Here is a 13,801-nt window from a genome sequence, read left to right on the forward strand (position 1 = left end):
ACCGTCCACGAACGCCTGTGACGGCTAGGTCGATGGCCGCATGGCCTGCCGTGCCCTGCTCATGGCCGCGGTCATCGTCTCCAGCTCCTCGGGGGTGAGCAGGTCGATCAGGAACCTGCGCACCACCTCGACGTGCCCTGGGGCGATCTCGGCGAGCTGCCGCGCGCCCTCCTCCGTGAGCACCGCGAGCACCCCGCGCTCGTCTCCCGGCGAGCTCGTGCGCTGTACCAGGCCGCGCTTCTCCAGCTGGGAGATCTGGTAGGTGAGCCCGCTCTTGGACACGACCACGCCACGGGCCAGCTCGGTCATCCGCATCCTCCGCCCGGGGGCCGCCGACAGCAGGGTCAGCACCTCGAACTGCGGATGAGTCAGGCCCGCCGCGCCCTTCAGCTGCTCCTCGATCCGCCTCTCCAGCAGGTGTGAGGCGATCAGGAACGCTTGCCACGCGGCCATCTCCCTCTCATCCAGCCATCGTGTCTCGGTCACGTTCGCCAGTCTATGAGTTGTTCAGATTTGAACGACCATCTAGAGTGGGATTGTTCAAATCCGAACAACAATGACGGAGTAAACCATGGCTCAATCGCTCACCCTGCTGCTCGCCAGGCTGGCCATCGGCGTCACCTTTCTGATCCACGGTTGGGTGAAGTTCACCACCATGGGCGTCTCGGGCGTCACCGCGTTCTTCGAGCAGATCGGCGTTCCGCTGCCCGGTCTCGCCGCTCCCGCCGTGGCCGTGCTGGAGGTCGTCGGCGGCATCGCGCTCATCGTCGGCGCCGCGCTGCCGGTGTTCGGCGTCCTGCTGGCGCTGGACATGGTGGGCGCGATCGTCTTCGTGCACCTGCCCAACGGGTTCCTGGCCGAGAAGGGCGGCATCGAGCTCCCGCTCGTCCTCGGCGCGGCCTGCCTCGCGCTGGCGTTCACCGGCGGCGGCGCGCTGGCGGCCGACCGCCTGTGGCAGCGTCGCAAGGCGGCCGTCGCGGCCTGAGCGCTGTGCGTACCATCGGGCTATGCCCAACCCGTTCACTCTGGGCGTCGCGTCGGGTGAGCCGTTACCGGACGGTGTGATCCTCTGGACCAGGCTGACCGGCCTGTCCCATCCAGTCGAGGTGCGATGGCAGCTCGCGGAGGACGACCGGTTCGCCAGAGTCGTCCAGCAGGGCACCGTGCAGGCCCTGCCCGCGTGGGCCCACAGCGTCCACGTCAGGGTCGAGGGATTACGTCCCGCGACCGACTACTTCTACCGGTTCAGGTCCGGATCGGAGCTGAGTCCTGCGGGCCGTACCAGGACCGCGCCCGACGCCGCCTCCACCCAGCAGGTCCGCTTCGCGGCCGCCAACTGCCAGCGCTTCGAGCACGGCTGGTTCACCGCCTACCGCCACCTCGCGGCCGAGCGCCCGGACGTGGTCTTCCACCTCGGCGACTACATCTACGAGTACGGCAGGCCGGCACAGGGCGTGCGCCGTGTCGATCCCCCCGAGGAGACCACCACCCTCGCCGGGTACCGCGCCCGCTATGCCGCCTACAAGCGCGATCCCGACCTCCAGGCCGCCCACGCCGCCGCCCCGTGGGTGCCGACCTGGGACGACCACGAGGTGATGGACAACTATCAGGGGCGCGGCGACGGCTCCGACCGCTTCCTCAGACGTAGGGCCGCCGCCTACCAGGCCTACTACGAGCACATGCCGCTGCGCGTGCGCCCGCGCGAGGGGGCGCTGCAGATGTACCGCAGGCGCACCTACGGCCTGGTCGCCGACTTCATGGTCCTGGACGTGCGCCAGTTCCGCGACGCGGGCACCATGCTGGGCGCCGCCCAGGAGTCGTGGCTGCTGTCCAGGCTGACCTCCACTCCCGTCAGGTGGCGGGTCCTGGTGCAGCCGCTGTTCTTCACCCGCAGGTTCGTCCCCGGGCCGCCGCCGAACCTGCGCAAGGACGCCTGGGACGGCCGCCCCGAGCAGCGCGCCCGCCTGCTCGCCGCCGTCTCGCGGAACCTGGTGGTGCTCAGCGGCGACGTGCACAACGCGTGGGCCGGTGACGTCGTCGACGCCGCGGGGCAGACGGTCGGGGCGGAGTTCGTCGGCTCCGCGATCAGCAGCAACCCCCCGGTCACTGACGGTCCCGGCGTGCTGGCCGCCAACCCGCACCTGCGCTATTTCGACGCTCATCGCGGCTACCTGTCGGGGGCGGTGAGCCAGGCCGAGTTCCGCGTCGCGTTCAAAGGGGTGGACTTCGTCGACAGGAAGGACGCCCCTGTCCGTACACTTGCCGAGTTCGTCACGGAGGGCCGTGGAATCAGACGCGTTGACGTCTGAAGATGCCTCTAGAAAATAGGAAACTTTCCTATTAGATTTCGGTCATGCCCAAGCCTGGCCGCGACTTGCTTCGCCTTGCCGACTCCGTCGTCCTCCCGGGATTCGTCGGGACGACGCCCCCCGACTGGCTCCGCCACCGCCTGTCCGAAGGCCTGGCGGGCGTGGTGCTCTTCTCCCGCAACATCGCCGGCCCCGCCCAGGTGGCCGAGCTGACGGCGGCGCTGCACGCGGACAACCCCGCTGCGCTGGTCGGAGTGGACGAGGAGTCGGGCGAGGTGACCAGGCTCGAGGTCGCCAAGGGAAGCAGCAGGCCCGGCAACTACGCGCTCGGCGTGGTGGACGACGTCGCGCTCACCGAGGAGCTCGCCCGCGACCTCGGCCGCGACCTGGCCGCCGCGGGGATCACGATCGACTTCGCGCCCTCCGCGGACGTGAACTCCAACCCCGGCAACCCCGTCATCGGCCTGCGCGCCTTCGGCGCCGACCCCGCGCTCGTGGCCAGGCACACCAGGGCCTTCGTCCGCGGACTCCAGGCGACGGGAGTGGCGGCCTGCGCCAAGCACTTCCCAGGACACGGCGACACCGCGGTCGACTCCCACCACAGCGTGCCGGTGGTGGCGGGCGACATCGAAGAGCACCTGCTCCCCTTTCGCGCGGCCGTCGAGGAAGGCGTGCGAGCGATCATGACGGGGCACCTGCTCGTGCCCCGCTACGACGACCTGCGGCCCGCCACGCTCAGCCCGCACGTGCTGACCGCCCTGCTCCGCGAGGAACTCGGCTTCGACGGAATGATCATCACTGACGGGATCGAGATGGCGGCCGTCTCCGGCGCCCACGGCGTGGGCGGGGCGTCGGCCATGGCGATCGCCGCGGGCGCCGACGCGATCTGCGTAGGCGGCGAGCGCTCGGACGAGGCGACGGCCGTCGAGGTGCGTGACGCGATCGCCCACGCGGTGCTGGAAGGCAGGCTGCCGGAGGAGCGCCTGGCCGATGCCGCGCGCAGGGTCACGGGACTCGGGGCGTGGTCGGCGGCCACCAGGGCCGCGCAGAACGGCCAGGGCGGGGCGAACGACGACGGCCACGCGGTCGAGGGCGAGATCGGCCTCATCGCCGCCCGCCGCGCCGTCAGGGTCACCCGCAGGACCTCCGCGCCCATCCTCCCGCTGACCGTCGCGCCACAGGTCGTCGAGTTCGCCCCCGAGATGAACCTGGCCATCGACAAGGGCACGCCGTGGGGCGTGGGCGAGCCGTTGAGCAAGCTCCTGCCCGGCACCACCGTCAACAGGCTCACCGCCGAGGAGTCGCGCGCCGCCGTCCTGGAGAACCTGCTCAGATCCGCCGCCGACCGCCCGCTGGTGATCGTCGCCCGCGACGCCCACCGCTACCCGTGGCAGTCCGAGGCGATCAGCCACCTGCTCAGCGCCCGCGCCGACGCCGTGGTGGTGGAGATGGGCCTGCCCGAGCGCTCCGACCTCGGCGCGGTCCACATCGCCACATACGGCTCGGCCCGCGTCTGCGGGCAGGCCGCGGCCGAGGTGATCACGGGTAGCCTGTGACGTCGTGAACTTCGACGGCGAGGACCTCTCCCACCTCTCTATGGCCGACCGTCTCACGGCGGACGAGACGCACCTCTTCCGCGACTGCGACCTCACCGAGACCGACTTCTGGGGCGCGTCGCTGGCCGGGGCCAGGTTCGAGTCGTGCGTGCTCGAGCAGACCGACTTCCGCAAGGCCGACCTCGACGGCGCAGTGTTCACCGGCGGGGGAGGCCTGCGGGCCAGGTTCGCCGACGCCGACCTGCTCGACGCCGGCTTCACCGACGTCGACCTGTCCTCCGCGCACTTCGGCGGTGCGCTGCTGACCGACGCCGCCTTCAGCGGCTGCCGCATGATCGGCGCGTCGCTCACCGGATCGAGGGGCACGGGATTCACTCTCGCGCGCTCGAACCTGACGATGGCCAACCTGGGCGGCTGCTCACTGCGCGGTCAGACGCTCGAGGGCATCAGGTTCGACGACGCCGACCTGTCGGGCTGCGACTTCACCGAGGCCGTCTTCAGCGACTGCCGCCTGATCGGCACGAAGGTGCTGAAGACGGTCTTCGCCAAGGCCGACCTGCGGGGAGCCGACCTCGGCGAACCCGACGACGCCAAGCTGCGCGCCCTGTCCGGCGCGATCATCAACCAGGCGCAGGCCAACGCGATCCTCGGTGCCCGCGGGCTCACGGTGGTGTGAGCCGCCCGAGCACCTGGCCGGCCTCGGCCATGATCCGCTCGACCAGCTCCTCGCACGAGGGCAGGTCGTCGAGCACGCCCACCACCTGGCCGGCGGCCATCACCCCGAGATCGGTGCGGCCCTCGACCATGGCCGCCCTGAGCATCATCGGGGTGTTGGCCGCCTGCAGCACCTGGGCCCAGCTCAGGTCCCTGCCCGCCCGCATCCTGCGGCCCTCGCCGACCAGCTGTCCCCAGCCGAGGCCCGACAGCCGTCTGAAGCGCGCCGCGTTGACGAGCGCGCGCAGCAGGCGGGTGCGTTCGAGCGAGGTGACGAACGGCGTGGCGAGCACCCGGTGCGGCACCCCGTCCACCTTGCGGGTCACGATCGTGTCGGTGGCCTCCAGGTAGAGCCGCTTCACCTGGTCGGGCACGGGGGAGTCCTTGGTGAGCAGGAACCGGGTGCCCATGGCGATGCCGGCCGCGCCGTACGCCATGGCCGCCACCAGGCCGCGGCCGTCGAAGAAGCCGCCGGCGGCGATCACGGGGATGTCGACGGAGTCGACGACCTGGGGCAGGAGCAGCGTGGTTGGGACGGGACCGGTGTGGCCGCCGCCCTCGCCGCCCTGGACGATCACCGCGTCCACTCCCCACGCGGCGACCTTCTCGGCGTGGCGGCGCGCGCCGACGGAGGGGATCGTGACGACGCCCGCCTCCTTGAGCCTGTCGATGAGCTCCCTGCGCGGCGCCAGGGCGAAGGAGGCCACTCTGACCCCCTCACGGATCATGATCTCAACCCGTTCGGCGGCGTCGCCGGCGTCGGAGCGGATGTTGACGCCGAAGGGCGCGCCGGTGCGCTCCTTCACCTCGCGGATCGCCGTCGTCATCTCCGCCACGGACATGGTGGAGGCGGCGATGACGCCGAGGCCCCCCGCGCCCGACGTGGCGGCGGCGAGCCTGGCCCCCGCCACGTAGCCCATGCCGGTCTGCACGATCGGGTAACGGCAGCCGACCAGGTCGGTGAGCGCGGTTCTCATAGCGCCTCGCGCAGGTTGCCGGGGTCGAGCGTCTCCAGGACGCGGCGCTCGTCGTCGGTCGGCAGCCGCGTGGTGGGCACGTCGGGCGGGACGACCAGGTCGAAGCCGGTCGCCTGGACCACCTCGGCGACGTCGACACCGGGGTGGACCGACACCAGCCGCATCGACCCGTCCGGAGTGCGGAGGTCGAGCACCGCGAGGTTCGTCACCACCCTGCGGATCATCGGGCCGCCCACGCCGGAGACCATGTCGACCTGCTCGACGAACACGCGAGGGCTGTGCTTGGGGATCCAGTAGCTCGTCGGGCAGCAGACGGTGTTGCCCGGCGCCCCCCGCACGCCGAGGAGCTGGGCCTTGGGCCGCTCCCACGGGCCGATGCAGGAGATGTTGGTGTTGCCGAACCTGTCGATCTGCGAGGCGCCGAGGAACACGTGCCGCCTGCCGTTCAGCACCAGCCACAGGTGCTCGCGGAAGGGCAGCCAGCCCTCCACCACGCCGGGCGCGTCGCCGGTCAGCAGGCACACGCCGTCGGTCGTGATCAGGTCGGGCTCGAACGTCATCCTGGCCAGGCGCGCGGCCAGCAACGTGATCGGCCCGCCGATCCCGGCCGCCACGATCTCGCCGTCGCCCCTGAACGCCTCGGCACAGGCGACCACGCACACATCAGCCCTGCTCATCGCGATGCTCCTGCCGCATACTCCTGCCACGGCGTCGTGGCGTACCTGCGCTGCTCCGCCTCGTTCCTGCCGTAGTCGGGCTCGCACGAGGTGAAGCCCGCGCCCCCAGGGGCCTCGACCACGCCCGCCACGAACGACCTGCTGATCAGCAGGGACTGCACCGGCCCCTCCTTCAGCAGGTCGGCGCTGTCGACGAGCCGCTCGCATGAGACGTAGCAGCTCGTGGCCGCCTTGGCGTAGAGGTCGTCGAAGTAGGGGTCGGGGCCGAGGTACTGCGCGTTGCCGCGCCTGTCGGCCCTGTTGAGGTGCACCAGCGCGACGTCCATGGTCAGCGCGGGCACCGCCACCAGGTCCTCCTCCGTGTACGGCGAGCGCACCGTCCTCAGCTCGGGGTTGACCCGCATGACGTCGGACCCGAGCCCCGCCCGCGTCGGCAGGAAGGGCAGCCGGTGCGCGGCGGCCAGCAGGCCGAACATGAACATGCCCTCGTCGTACTCGGTGAACTCGATCGCGCCCCGCTGCCTGGCGGTCCTGAAGTGCGGTTCGAGGGGGATGGTGTCGAGCGTGACGAAGGGGGCCACGACCCTGCGCACCTTGCCCGCCGCGCACAGCATGCCGACGTCGGCGCCGCCGTACGAGATGATCGTCAGGTCGGTGGCGGGGGAGCGGAGCAGGGCGTGGACGAGCGCCATCGGCTTGCGGCGCGACCCCCATCCGCCGACGCCCACGGTCATGCCGCTCTCGATCCTGGCCGCGACCTCGTCGGCCGTCATCACCTTGCTCACCGCAGGAACCTCTCTCTGTGCTCGTCGCCCGCGCCCATCAGGTTCAGCTCGAAGGTGAGACCCTGCTCGAAGCGGTAGCTGCGCTTGACGTCGACCGGGTCGATGCCGTTGAGCGACTCCTTGGCGCGGCGGATCACGTAGGGGTCCTTGTCGGCGATCCGTCCTGCCACCTCCATGGCCGTGGCGCGCAGTTCGTCGCGCGGCGTCACGTGCAGCACCGAGCCGAACGCGTGCAGCTCGTGCGCGGTGACGTTCCTGCACGTGTAGACCATCGCGCGCATGAGGTGCTGCGGCACGAGCCTGGCCAGGTGGGTGGCCGCGCCGAGCGCGCCCCTGTCCACCTCGGGCAGTCCGAAGTAGGCGTCCTCGCTGGCGAGCACGATGTCGGCGTTGCCCGCCAGGCCGACGCCGCCGCCCAGGCAGAAGCCGTGCACGGCCGCGATCACCGGCACCTCGCAGTCGTAGACGGCCGCGAACGCCCGGTAGCACCCCCGGTTGGCGCCCACGAGCGCGGCGTGACCTTCGTCTTCCTGCATCTCCTTGATGTCCACGCCCGCGTTGAACCCGCGGCCCTCCGCTCTCAGCACCACGACCCTGGTCCCGGGGTCCTGCCCCGCGGCCTGGACGGCCTGCGCGAGGTCGTGCCAGTCCCGCACCCGCAGCGCGTTGACAGGGGGGACGTCGACGACCACCTCGGCGATCGGTCCCGCCCGCAGCGTGATTCCCATGACGCTCCTGTCGTTACCTAACGCTTGCTTGGTACCGTAGCATCCGTGATCTCCTACGACTACACCGGCAAGGTGGTCCTGGTGACCGGCGGAACCAAGGGCCTCGGGCTGGGGATCGCCCGCGCCTTCGCCGCCGCGGGAGCCGACGTGATCGTCTGCGCCAGGACCCCTCCCGCGGGAGCGCCGGATCTCGGGCCTGGCGCCCGGTTCGTCCAGGCGGACGTGCGAGAGCCCGGCGACCTGGAGCGGCTGTTCGGCGGGCTCGACCGGCTCGACGTGGTGGTCAACAACGCGGGCGGCGCGCCGTACGCGATGGTCGCGGGCACCTCGTCCCGCCTGCACGCACGCGTCATCGAGCTGAACCTGACGGCGCCGCTCCTGGTCGCCCAGCGCGCGCACCCTCTGCTCGCCGCCGCGGGCGGAGCGGTGCTCATGATCGGTAGCACCAGCGGCACCCGCCCGTCCCCCGGCACCTCCGCTTATGGCGCGGCCAAGGCGGGCCTGCACCACCTCGCCGCGTGCCTGGCCGCCGAGTGGGCCCCCGACGTCAGGGTGAACACGGTCGTGGTCGGCCTGGCAAAGACGGAGAACGCCGCCGAGCACTACAACGACAGGATCGACGTCATCAACGCGACCATCCCCGCGGGACGGATGGCCGAGCCGGACGACGTCGGCGAGGTCTGCCTGTGGCTGGCGGCCTCCCGGTACGTCACGGGCGCGCAGGTTCTCGTGCACGGAGGCGGCGAGACCCCTGCCTGGAAATGGCTCGCATCTGATGAAATCTCCCGATAACCAAGGAGGGCGTGTGGCGAGGATCTGTGAAGACCGGGTCGTCATCGTGACGGGCGCGGGGCGCGGCATCGGCAGGGAGCACGCGCTGGAGTTCGCCAGGCAGGGTGCCAAGGTCGTCGTCAACGACCTGGGCACCGGGCGCGACGGCGGCGGCAGGTCGGGCGCGCCCGCCCTCGACGTGGTGGAGGAGATCCGCGAGTCGGGCGGCCAGGCGGTGGCCAACTGCGACGACGTGGCCGACTGGGACGGCGCCGCCAGGCTCGTCAAGATGGCGGTCAGCGCGTACGGCCGGCTGGACGTCCTGGTCAGCAACGCGGGCTTCCTGCGTGACCGCATGCTCGTCTCGATGACCGAGCACGAGTGGGACGAGGTGATCAGGGTCCACCTGAAGGGCCACTTCCTCCCCTTGCGGCACGCCGCCGCGCACTGGAGGGAGCGGGCGAAGGCGGGCGAGCGGGTGGAAGGCCGCGTCGTCAACACCTCGTCGGGCGCGGGCCTGCTCGGCAGCGTCGGGCAGGGCAACTACGCCGCGGCCAAGGGCGGCATCGCGACGCTCACCCAGGTCGCCGCGGCGGAACTCGGCCGTTACGGGGTGACCGTCAACGCCATCGCCCCCGCGGCCAGGACGAGGATGACCGAGGAGGTGTTCGCCGCCACCATGACGAGGCCGGAGGCGGGCTTCGACCCCATGGACCCGGCGAACGTCGCGCCGCTGGTGACCTGGCTCGGCTCCGTCGGCTCCGGGCATGTCACGGGGCGGGTCTTCGAGGTGGAGGGCGGGAGGATCGGGCTGGCCACCGGCTGGCGCCATGGACCCGCCGTGGACGGAGGTCGCCGCTGGGATCCCGCCGAGGTGGGCGAGGCGGTCACCGCCCTGCTCGAGCGGGCACCCGAGCCCGAGCCGGTCTACGGATCGTGAGGCCGCCGTCCGGTGGAGAAGCCTGAGCGGCGAGGAGTCTGCCACAGAATAATCTTCTGATTACTAAGAGCTACACATCGAATGCACTCAGCTATATGATCGCTTTGGCTTTGACCTCACCCGGTCAAGCGGAGTCAAACGGACAGTCGCGCACCATGGGCCCAAGGTGCGCATCGGTCCACGACCCCCACTGGCGAAGGAGCTGAAGTGATCAAGAAGCTGTGCGCAACCGGTGCCGTTCTGGCAGCGGCCACGGGCGTCACGCTGCTGGCGGCCCCCGCACACGCCGATACCTGGACCAGCAACTGGAGCCGCAACAGCGACTCCTGGCAGTCCGGCAACAACTTCGGGAACGTCGCGGCCTTCAATCACGGCGGCAGCGATTCCACCAACGTCAACAACATCAACGGTATCGCCAACACCGCCACCGACGGCAGCATCACGGTGACATACATCTTCTACTAGGCGGCACGTCTTCCTCATGCCTAATGGAACGTTCCATCATCCCCTGAACTGGAAGGAAGTCGACATGCTCAAGAAGCTCTGCGTCACCGGGATCGTCGTCGCGGCCGCCGGCGCCACCCTCATGAGTGCTCCTGCCAGCGCCGACACCTACATCCGCAACGGCAGTCACAACCACGAGGCGTCGCAGTCGGGCAACAACTTCGGCAACGTGTATGCGGGCAACATCGGCACGCGTCGCGCGACCAACGTCAACAACATCAACGGCAACGCCGCCACCGCCACCAACGGCAGCGGTGTGGGCATCAGGGTCTGGGTCGACTAGCCGGCCCCGAAAGCGTGCGAGCCGGGTCGGCGACGGCCCGGCTCGCGCCGGTTTTCCTACCGCGTACTATCCCTCGGGTGACTATCTGTGCATATGTGACATTTGGTGATGACGACTCCCGGGACGACGAGCGTGACCTCGTCATCGCCGCGTGGCGTGCCGCGGGCATCGACGGGCAGGCCGTGCGCTGGGACGATCCCGAGGCCGACTGGAGCGCGTTCGACGCGGCCGTCGTGCGCTCGGTGTGGGACTACCTGGACAGGCGCGAGGAGTTCCTGGCATGGGCCAGGGCGACGGCGGGTGTGACCAGGTTGCTCAACCCGGCTGCGGTCCTGGAGACCAATACCGACAAGACCTACCTGCGTGAGCTGGGCGTGCCGACCGTGCCGACGCACTGGTCGGCGGACGGCATGCCGCAGTGGAGCGAGTACGTCGTCAAGCCGACGGTCTCGGCGGGGGCGCGCGACACGATCAGGACCACCGACAGGGCGGTCGCGCAGGCGCACGCGCAGGCGCTGGAGGCCTCGGGGCGCACGCCGATGGTCCAGCCGTACCTCGACATGGTCGAGGCCGAGGGCGAGACGTCACTGCTCTACTTCAACAGGACCTTCAGCCACGCCGTCCGGCGCAACGCGATGCTCGCCGGCGGGCAGAGCCTCGCCGACAACTCCCGTGCCGAGCCGCGCACGCCTGCCGACGACCAGGTCGAGCTCGCCGAGAAGGTGCTCGCGGCGGTGCAGGGCGAGCTCCTCTACGCCAGGGTCGACCTCATCAGGCTCCCCGACGGCAGCCCCGCGCTCATGGAGCTGGAGCTCACCGAGCCCTACCTGTTCCTGCGCTACGCCGAAGGGGCGGCGGCCAACCTTGCGAGGGCGCTCACCGAGCTGCTCTGACGCGCGGAAAACCCGTTGCGAGGTGCGGCGGCGGATTGGTTGACTGCCGATGACGAGCAGGCACACGAGCGGACGCGAGGGGGGATGTTGATGCCCGCGGGCACCGAGGTCGCCGTCGCGCGCCCTCGAGCGGACTCACCTTCTCGCCGGAGCGGCCGGCGGGGCTGACTCCGCATGGCGGTGAGCGACGGCACAGATGTCCCGTCCTCAACGTCACGAAAGCGCTACTCCGTTGCCTCGTAAGAGTTCGTTCCGCTGCGTCAACTGCCGGCTCGACGTCCCCATGGACGCCCCCGGCACCCGCCACCGCAACCACTGCCCCACCTGCCTGTGGTCCCGTCATGTCGACAGGACCCCGGGCGACCGCGCCGCCGACTGCGCGGCGGGGATGGCGCCCATCGCCATCCACGTGAGACAGGGCGGCGAATGGCAGATCATCCATCGCTGCACCTTCTGCGGCGAGCTGGACGCCAACCGCATCGCGGGTGACGACAACCCGCTCACGCTGATGCGTCTGGCCGTCGCCCCGCTCGCCCAGCCGCCCTTCCCTCTCGACTGGTTCGCCCGTCTCTAGGCTCAGGCGGTGATCCCGCCGTCCACCGGGATCACCGTGCCGGTCAGGTAGGCGCCCGCCCGCGAGGACAGGAAGATCGCCGCTCCGGCCATGTCGTCGGGGCGGCCGATCCTGCCCAGCGGCACACCGGCGGCGACCATCTCGCGGGTGGCGGGATCGTCCAGGGCGAAGGCCATCATCTTCGACTCGAACGGGCCCGGCGCGATCGCGTTGACCGTGATGTGCTCGGGCGCCAGTTGCCTGGCCAGGTGCCTGGTCAGCATGTGGACGCCCGCCTTCGCCGCGGAGTAGGCGTAGTTCTCCATCGCGGGCACCCTGATGCCGTCGACGGAGCCGATGTTGATCACTCTGGCCGGGTCGTCGGCGCTCGCCGCGGCCCGCAGGTGGGGAAGGAGGCGCTGCGTCAGGTAGAAGACGCCCTTCACGTTGATGCCCCACAGCTTGTCGAAGGCGTGCTCCGGATACTCCTCGAGCGGCGCACCCCAGGTCGCGCCCGCGTTGTTGACCAGTACGTGCAGCGGACCGTCGACCGCTTCGGCCAGTGCGGCGACGCCCTCGGGGGTCGACAGGTCGGCGGGCACGGCTGCGCAGCCCAGCTCGGCGGCGGCCTTCTCGACCTCGGCCGTCTTGCGCGCGGAGATGTGAACCGTGGCCCCTGCCGCGACGAACCCTGCCGCGATCATCCGTCCGATGCCTCTGGAGCCGCCGGTGACGACGACCTTCTTGCCTTCCACCGAGAACAGAGTCATGTTCTGGAAGCATGCCATACCAACCGGTCGGTTCCTAGAGCCCTGGGATCCTGCCGTTCCTGAACAGGTCGACGAAGGTCTGGTGGTCCTGGCGTGCCTGCGCGCCATAGGCGTGGGCGAAGTCCACCAGCATCCTGAGGAACCCGGCCGAGTCCCCGTCGATGACGGCCACGATCGCCTCCTCGGTCGAGAAGTCGACCAGGTCGTGCGCGGACTCGTCGTCGGCGACCGAGTGCATCCGCGCCACCGCGCGCCCGAGGTCGCCCACGATCGAGAGCAGCTCGCGGGGCTCGTTGACGTCGTCCCAGTCGAGATCGGCCGAGTACGGCGAGACCTCGGCCACCAGTTGCCCGATCCCGTCGAGCGTGGTGTAGCCAAGCCACGGATCGGCGTAGGCCTGCAGGGCCCGCTGCGACTCGGCGGTCCTGTGCCCCTGGTGCCGGAAGTAGGCCGAGACCTTCTCGTCGTGGATGTGCCTGGCCACGGCCGGCACCTGGGCCTGCTTCATGTAGAGGATGACGTCGTTCTCCAGTGCCTGCGTGTGGCCCTCCAGCAGCAGGTTGTAGGAGGGCAGTCCCGCCGAGCCGATGCCCACGCCCTTGCGCAGCGCCACGTCCTTGATCACGTGCTCGACGGGGTTGGTGTGGCCGGGCAGCGTGGCGAGGTAGTCGGCGAAGGCGGCCAGCACCGCCGCCCTGGTCTGCTCCGAGACCGCTTCGCGCCCTTCGATCAGCGCGAAACGCCGGTCGTAGTCGTCGATCACGGTCTCGACCTCGAGCATGGCCACGCGGGTGCGCAGCCGCGCCGACAGCAGCACCCGGTGGAGCACGCCCTTGGTGGTGTTCAGCGTCAGCGAGCCGATCGCGTCGTCGCCGCCCTTGGCGATGGCGGTCAGCTCGGTCAGGTAGGCGGCGCCGAAGTCGCTGACCAGGCGGGAGATCGCCTCGTCGGACAGGGCCTTGCCGTACCCGATGAGGGCGACGCTGGCCGCGAAGCGCTTCAGGTCCCAGGTGTAGGGCCCGACGTAGGCCTCGTCGAAGTCGTTGACGTTGAAGACGAGGACGCCCGAGGCGTTCATGTAGGTGCCGAAGTTCTCCGCGTGCAGGTCGCCGTGGATCCACACCCGGCCTGTCGGCCCGTCGAGGTAGGAGTCGTCGGCGAAGCCGCCCGTCATGTCGGCGTAGAAGACGGCCGCGCTGCCGCGGTAGAACGCGAACGCCGACCCCGCCATCTTCCTGAACTTGCGCAGGAACGCGGCGGGGTCACGTTCGATGGAGGGGCCGAACTCGGTGGTCAGGACCTCGAGGAGGTGTGACGCGCGGCTCTGTGTCGCCATAGCTC

General features: G+C 70.3%; 17 protein-coding genes. 10 read left to right on the plus strand and 7 right to left on the minus strand.

From position 1 onward, the window contains the following. Positions 1-24 precede the first annotated feature (24 nt). Positions 25-486: a MarR family winged helix-turn-helix transcriptional regulator gene (locus ACFSKW_RS46380; protein ID WP_379581007.1), complete on the minus strand. Its 462-nt coding sequence runs from the start codon at positions 484-486 to the stop codon at positions 25-27. 85 nt (positions 487-571) lie between these two features. On the opposite strand from ACFSKW_RS46380, the gene ACFSKW_RS46385 reads away from it, so the two are divergent. Genes ACFSKW_RS46385 through ACFSKW_RS46400 form a run of 4 tightly spaced genes read left to right on the plus strand, consistent with a single transcriptional unit; the run spans position 572 to position 4,541 of the window. After that, positions 572-985, plus strand: coding sequence for a DoxX family protein (locus ACFSKW_RS46385; protein WP_379581008.1), 414 nt, complete (start codon positions 572-574; stop codon positions 983-985). 22 nt (positions 986-1,007) lie between these two features. Then, on the plus strand, positions 1,008-2,309 hold the full coding sequence (locus ACFSKW_RS46390) for an alkaline phosphatase D family protein (protein WP_379581009.1): 1,302 nt from the start codon (positions 1,008-1,010) through the stop codon (positions 2,307-2,309). Positions 2,310-2,353: 44 nt separating this feature from the next. After that, positions 2,354-3,865 (plus strand): glycoside hydrolase family 3 protein, encoded by a 1,512-nt coding sequence (locus ACFSKW_RS46395; RefSeq protein ID WP_379581010.1) that lies wholly within the window; start codon positions 2,354-2,356, stop codon positions 3,863-3,865. A 4-nt stretch (positions 3,866-3,869) separates the two neighbouring features. Beyond that, complete coding sequence (locus tag ACFSKW_RS46400) at positions 3,870-4,541, plus strand: pentapeptide repeat-containing protein (protein WP_379581011.1); 672 nt, start codon at positions 3,870-3,872, stop codon at positions 4,539-4,541. Here ACFSKW_RS46400 and ACFSKW_RS46405 read toward each other — a convergent pair. Genes ACFSKW_RS46405 through ACFSKW_RS46420 form a run of 4 tightly spaced genes read right to left on the minus strand, consistent with a single transcriptional unit; the run spans position 4,528 to position 7,746 of the window. Then, positions 4,528-5,556 (minus strand): NAD(P)H-dependent flavin oxidoreductase, encoded by a 1,029-nt coding sequence (locus ACFSKW_RS46405; protein ID WP_379581012.1) that lies wholly within the window; start codon positions 5,554-5,556, stop codon positions 4,528-4,530. The two genes, ACFSKW_RS46400 and ACFSKW_RS46405, sit on opposite strands and share 14 nt — an antisense overlap. Beyond that, positions 5,553-6,233, minus strand: coding sequence for a CoA-transferase subunit beta (locus tag ACFSKW_RS46410; protein WP_379581013.1), 681 nt, complete (start codon positions 6,231-6,233; stop codon positions 5,553-5,555). Before ACFSKW_RS46410 ends, ACFSKW_RS46405 begins: the two co-directional genes overlap by 4 nt. Continuing rightward, positions 6,230-7,006: a CoA transferase subunit A gene (locus tag ACFSKW_RS46415; protein WP_379581206.1), complete on the minus strand. Its 777-nt coding sequence runs from the start codon at positions 7,004-7,006 to the stop codon at positions 6,230-6,232. Before ACFSKW_RS46415 ends, ACFSKW_RS46410 begins: the two co-directional genes overlap by 4 nt. Positions 7,007-7,014: 8 nt before the next feature. Further along, complete coding sequence (locus tag ACFSKW_RS46420; RefSeq protein ID WP_379581014.1) at positions 7,015-7,746, minus strand: enoyl-CoA hydratase family protein; 732 nt, start codon at positions 7,744-7,746, stop codon at positions 7,015-7,017. Positions 7,747-7,791: 45 nt separating this feature from the next. On the opposite strand from ACFSKW_RS46420, the gene ACFSKW_RS46425 reads away from it, so the two are divergent. The 6 genes from ACFSKW_RS46425 (at position 7,792) to ACFSKW_RS46450 (ending at position 11,711) form a co-directional block, all read left to right on the plus strand. Next, complete coding sequence (locus ACFSKW_RS46425; RefSeq protein ID WP_379581015.1) at positions 7,792-8,538, plus strand: SDR family oxidoreductase; 747 nt, start codon at positions 7,792-7,794, stop codon at positions 8,536-8,538. Next, a complete protein-coding gene (locus tag ACFSKW_RS46430; RefSeq protein WP_379581016.1) occupies positions 8,522-9,457 on the plus strand; it encodes an SDR family oxidoreductase in 936 nt (311 codons plus the stop codon). Before ACFSKW_RS46425 ends, ACFSKW_RS46430 begins: the two co-directional genes overlap by 17 nt. 207 nt (positions 9,458-9,664) lie before the next feature. Next, complete coding sequence (locus ACFSKW_RS46435; protein WP_379581017.1) at positions 9,665-9,922, plus strand: hypothetical protein; 258 nt, start codon at positions 9,665-9,667, stop codon at positions 9,920-9,922. 64 nt (positions 9,923-9,986) lie between these two features. Next, the gene (locus ACFSKW_RS46440) at positions 9,987-10,244 is read left to right on the plus strand and encodes a hypothetical protein (RefSeq protein WP_379581018.1); all 258 of its coding nucleotides are present in this window, start codon (positions 9,987-9,989) and stop codon (positions 10,242-10,244) included. A gap of 77 nt (positions 10,245-10,321) precedes the next feature. Beyond that, positions 10,322-11,137, plus strand: a complete 816-nt coding sequence (locus ACFSKW_RS46445; RefSeq protein WP_379581019.1) for an ATP-grasp domain-containing protein — start codon at positions 10,322-10,324, stop codon at positions 11,135-11,137. Between the two features lie 232 nt (positions 11,138-11,369). Beyond that, positions 11,370-11,711: an RNHCP domain-containing protein gene (locus ACFSKW_RS46450; RefSeq protein ID WP_354906770.1), complete on the plus strand. Its 342-nt coding sequence runs from the start codon at positions 11,370-11,372 to the stop codon at positions 11,709-11,711. A gap of 2 nt (positions 11,712-11,713) precedes the next feature. Here ACFSKW_RS46450 and ACFSKW_RS46455 read toward each other — a convergent pair whose 3' ends face one another. Beyond that, positions 11,714-12,460, minus strand: coding sequence for an SDR family oxidoreductase (locus tag ACFSKW_RS46455; protein WP_379581020.1), 747 nt, complete (start codon positions 12,458-12,460; stop codon positions 11,714-11,716). Between the two features lie 34 nt (positions 12,461-12,494). Continuing rightward, positions 12,495-13,796, minus strand: a complete 1,302-nt coding sequence (locus ACFSKW_RS46460; protein ID WP_379581021.1) for a DUF2252 domain-containing protein — start codon at positions 13,794-13,796, stop codon at positions 12,495-12,497. Between the last annotated feature and the right edge of the window lie 5 nt (positions 13,797-13,801).

Origin of the sequence: Nonomuraea mangrovi (assembly GCF_042681425.1) — a bacterium.
GTDB lineage: Bacteria > Actinomycetota > Actinomycetes > Streptosporangiales > Streptosporangiaceae > Nonomuraea > Nonomuraea mangrovi.

What these genes read in the sequence shown, in the direction of transcription:
- ACFSKW_RS46395 (WP_379581010.1), top strand. Translation starts at nt 2,354, where the DNA reads ATGCCCAAGCCTGGCCGCGACTTGCTTCGCCTTGCCGACTCCGTCGTC.
- ACFSKW_RS46455 (WP_379581020.1), bottom strand. Translation starts at nt 12,460, where the DNA reads ATGACTCTGTTCTCGGTGGAAGGCAAGAAGGTCGTCGTCACCGGCGGC.
- ACFSKW_RS46385 (WP_379581008.1), top strand. Translation starts at nt 572, where the DNA reads ATGGCTCAATCGCTCACCCTGCTGCTCGCCAGGCTGGCCATCGGCGTC.
- ACFSKW_RS46440 (WP_379581018.1), top strand. Translation starts at nt 9,987, where the DNA reads ATGCTCAAGAAGCTCTGCGTCACCGGGATCGTCGTCGCGGCCGCCGGC.
- ACFSKW_RS46390 (WP_379581009.1), top strand. Translation starts at nt 1,008, where the DNA reads ATGCCCAACCCGTTCACTCTGGGCGTCGCGTCGGGTGAGCCGTTACCG.
- ACFSKW_RS46415 (WP_379581206.1), bottom strand. Translation starts at nt 7,006, where the DNA reads ATGACGGCCGACGAGGTCGCGGCCAGGATCGAGAGCGGCATGACCGTG.
- ACFSKW_RS46460 (WP_379581021.1), bottom strand. Translation starts at nt 13,796, where the DNA reads ATGGCGACACAGAGCCGCGCGTCACACCTCCTCGAGGTCCTGACCACC.
- ACFSKW_RS46410 (WP_379581013.1), bottom strand. Translation starts at nt 6,233, where the DNA reads ATGAGCAGGGCTGATGTGTGCGTGGTCGCCTGTGCCGAGGCGTTCAGG.
- ACFSKW_RS46405 (WP_379581012.1), bottom strand. Translation starts at nt 5,556, where the DNA reads ATGAGAACCGCGCTCACCGACCTGGTCGGCTGCCGTTACCCGATCGTG.
- ACFSKW_RS46420 (WP_379581014.1), bottom strand. Translation starts at nt 7,746, where the DNA reads ATGGGAATCACGCTGCGGGCGGGACCGATCGCCGAGGTGGTCGTCGAC.
- ACFSKW_RS46430 (WP_379581016.1), top strand. Translation starts at nt 8,522, where the DNA reads ATGAAATCTCCCGATAACCAAGGAGGGCGTGTGGCGAGGATCTGTGAA.